The sequence below is a fragment of the Rothia sp. 27098_8_29 genome (genome assembly GCF_041432785.1).
GTDB classification, from domain to species: Bacteria; Actinomycetota; Actinomycetes; order Actinomycetales; family Micrococcaceae; genus Rothia; species Rothia mucilaginosa.
Genome location: NZ_JAPWAI010000019.1, coordinates 1 through 3557, shown reverse-complemented (window position 1 = coordinate 3557; position 3557 = coordinate 1). Strand labels below are relative to the sequence as shown.

Below are 3557 nucleotides of genomic sequence, written 5' to 3'. Positions count from 1 at the left end.
TGCGGATTGTGATTCGTCATGGGTTGTTTTCGTGCGTCTATAAGGTGTCGGCTGATGCGGCGGACGCGGCGGCATCAGCTCGGCCTGTCTTTTGGGCTAGGTCTTTTAGTGAGGTTTTAGGGGTCCGGACGGGGCCATAAACGAAGATTAACTATACCAACTGGACGGTATAGTTTCAAGCGGTTAGACTGGTACCCATGACCACCCCCAACCACCGCAAACAGCGCGCCAACAACTCCCGCGAACACATCCTCGACACCTACGTCGACCTGCTGATTCGCTCGGGAGAACGCGCCGCAACCCTCAACGCCGTCGCCACCCCCGCCAAGGTTTCCAAGGGCGGGCTACTCTACCACTTCTCATCCAAGAAGGCGCTCCTTGAAGCGCTCGCAGAACGCACCCTCACCCTGGCTGAAGAGGACTTCGCGGCAATGGAGCAGGCACCCGAGGGGGCAAGCGCCTACTACATCAATTCCTCCACGCCGGATAACACCCCGTTCGACCGTGCCCTCATTGCCCTCAGCCGCCTGGCGCAGAACAATAATGAGCTCGCCCAGCAGACCATGAGTCGCGTACAGGATGGCTGGCATGCGCTCGTTCTCGCTGAGCTGGGTGATGAACAGATTGCCCGCACCGTGCTGCTTCTGGGTGATGGCATGTACTACAACGCGGCATTCGGAGGCGACTCCGCCAGCCCGCAGAGGGCTGCAGCCATCGCGGCAGACCGTGCGGCACTCGAACGCGCCCTGCAGGTACTCAAGGCGGCGGCTCGTTAAACCACAAAAGCCACTCGACACAGCGGTTAAAGCCACAAGCTAAAACCGCTACCTCAAACCCTATTCTTCAGCGCCGGCGAGCACCCGGGGCTTAAACTGGAAGGGTACGTATCTACTCTTCAATCAAGGAGTTCCGATGATTTTCATTGCCGTAAAGTTCCCCGTCAAGCCCGAATACGCCGACCAGTGGATTGAGAAGACCCGCGCTTTCACCGAGGCAACCCGCGCCGAGGAAGGCAACAAGTTCTTCGAGTGGTCCCGCAGCGTTGAGGACCCGAACGAGTTCGTTCTGCTCGAGGCTTTCAACGACGACGCAGCTGGCCCGCACGTGAACTCTGACCACTTCCAGCAGGCTCTGAAGGACATGCGCCCCATGCTGACCGCAACCCCGAAGATTGTTTCTCGCCTGGTTGACGGCGACGGCTGGGACGCTATGGGCGAGCTACAGATCGACTAGTCTGCACCCCTACTCTGCATCTAAAATTGCATAGTTAGATACTGCATAAGTAGACGCCAAAGCGCCTCTCCTGCCTGTTCTATTGGACAGATAGGAGGGGCGCTTTGGTGTGTCCGGTACCTGAACTTTTCCCCTTGACACGACGCGGATGGTACCGGTTTTCGACTCAGCGAGTGCCTTGCGTGCATTTTTACCCTATTAACCCCTTAAAATGGATAGAGTATGCACACCTATCGATACCCATTCGCACAGGAGGTCTGAATGAGCATCGCATCCCAGCCTCTTCCCGGCGCAGTCGCCGTTGAAGAGCACAACGACGTGGACCACACCTCTGTATCCCTCGCCGTCTCGACCGTTATTCTGGCACTGCGCCCCAAGGAAAACGAAACCCACCCGACCCTGTGGCTGCCGCTGGTTCGCCGCCTCCGCGAGCCCTATAAGGGCCAGTGGGCGCTTCCTGGCGGTCCGCTTAACCCGAATCTTTCCCTCGAAGAGGCAGCCGCTTCGACCCTGAAGCGCGCAACCAACCTGCAGCCCGGCTACCTGGAGCAGCTCTACGCATTCGGTGACGTTCTGCGCACCCCCGAGGCGCGTGCCGCCCGCGTTGTGGGCGAGCCCGACCCGGCACCCGGCACTGATCACGAGCGCGTGGTTTCCGTGGTGTACTGGGCATCGATTCCCGCCACCGAGGTCGCGAACACTCGCGTGCACGAGAACATCCGCTGGTTCCCGGTGGATGAGCTGCCCGAGCTCGCCTTCGACCACAACGAAATCATTGAGTACGCGCTCTACCGCCTGCAGAACAAGGTGGAGTACTCGCGTATTGCGCACTCTTTCTTGGGTGAGGAGTTCACCCTGGCGCAGCTGCGTGAGGTGTACGAGGCGATTCTGGGTCGCACCCTGGATCCGGCGAACTTCCGCCGCCAGATTGCGGCGTCGAAGTCGATTATTGACACCGGCCGCCGCGTGGAGGGCACCCGTCACCGCCCGCCGCGCCTGTACCGTTACAACGACGCTCAGGCGTACGCGGATGCGGGCCCGCTGGGCATGTACCGTGAGCGCCACGAGGCGTAATAGCCTTTCGCGCGTTGTACGCGCGCAGATTTAATGCCTAAGATTTAATGCCTAAAAGGAGGGGTGGCACCGATTGGTGTCGCCCCTCTTTTTGCGTTCTCTAGGGGGTATCGGCACTTGTCAGGCGGTTTTGCGGGAGGGTGTTTGACTCAGCACCCGCATGCTTCCTATGCTGGATTCATCAGCTCTCTTCCTGCACTACCCCATTGCGAGGGTAGCTGGCGGAGCTGAACGTATCGTTTGACCGAAGCCACCCAAGGCGCGACCGGGGCGGTATTCGGAATCTAGGAGGCATCAAAGAAATGACCCACCGAGCATAAGCCCGGATCCAACAACACCAGGTCAATGCGCTTTTATGCGCCCACCCCACTACCCGGGCTTACGTGTACCTACAGACCGCGCTCGGGTTTTTTCATATTCTCATGCCTAACGTGCACTACGATGGCAGGAATCCGAGCACCTACTCGAAGGAACTCGGCCCATGTCACGTCACATTACACTCGACCATATTTCGTACGCACACCCGAGCCAGCCCCCACTTTTCACAGACCTTTCCGCGGTATTTTCTGCGCCACTCACCGGGCTTATCGGCGATAACGGCGCCGGAAAAACTACCCTCTTCAGACTTATTCTTGGCGACATAAACCCTAGTCAAGGCATAATCAGCACCCCACCGCACATAGCGTACCTACCACAAGATTTAGGGTTGAGTGGGCATCAGCATCTTGCCGATATTTTTGGAATTACAAAAATACTGCAGGCGCTTGATGCGCTGGAATCGGGCGAATATTCCCCCAGCCTTTACGACACCATAGGCGACGCCTGGGATATTGAAGAACGCACCCTCGTAGCCCTTGCCGAACATGGTTTTGGTCCTGCCCTCACTACGACCGATACACAGGCCCGTCGCAACCTTCTGATGCGTCCCCTTAGCACTTTTTCAGGTGGTCAGACGGTCACAGCCGCACTCACCGCGCTTCTGTATTCAGACCCAGAGTTCATTCTGCTCGACGAGCCGACGAACAACCTGGACTCCTTAGCGAAGGCTCAGCTCTTCGCCGCGTTGGAGGCGCTACCCTGCCCGGCGCTCATCATTAGCCACGACCGTGACCTGCTGGAGCGCATGCACATGATTGCGGAGCTTCACGCCGACCGCCAGGGGCTGGCGCATCTGCGTCTCTTTGAAGGTAACTACAGCACCTACCGGCAGGCGCTGGACACCGAGCAGCAGGCGGCTCAGCGTCGCGCGA

The 3557-nt window shown here is 58.7% G+C and carries 4 protein-coding genes; all 4 read left to right on the top strand.

Annotated features, from left to right (window positions below; genetic code table 11):
- Positions 1-197: 197 nt before the first annotated feature.
- Positions 198-776, top strand: a complete 579-nt coding sequence (locus O3649_RS08970; RefSeq protein WP_012904343.1) for a TetR/AcrR family transcriptional regulator — start codon at positions 198-200, stop codon at positions 774-776.
- 136 nt (positions 777-912) lie between these two features.
- Complete coding sequence (locus tag O3649_RS08965) at positions 913-1233, top strand: putative quinol monooxygenase (protein WP_012904344.1); 321 nt, start codon at positions 913-915, stop codon at positions 1231-1233.
- Between the two features lie 261 nt (positions 1234-1494).
- Positions 1495-2307 carry an NUDIX domain-containing protein gene (locus O3649_RS08960; protein ID WP_049341969.1) on the top strand — a complete coding sequence of 271 codons (813 nt, stop codon included), beginning with the start codon at positions 1495-1497 and terminating at the stop codon, positions 2305-2307.
- A 481-nt stretch (positions 2308-2788) separates the two neighbouring features.
- A partial coding sequence (locus O3649_RS08955) for an ATP-binding cassette domain-containing protein (RefSeq protein WP_371573876.1) occupies positions 2789-3557 on the top strand: 769 nt, incomplete at its 3' end.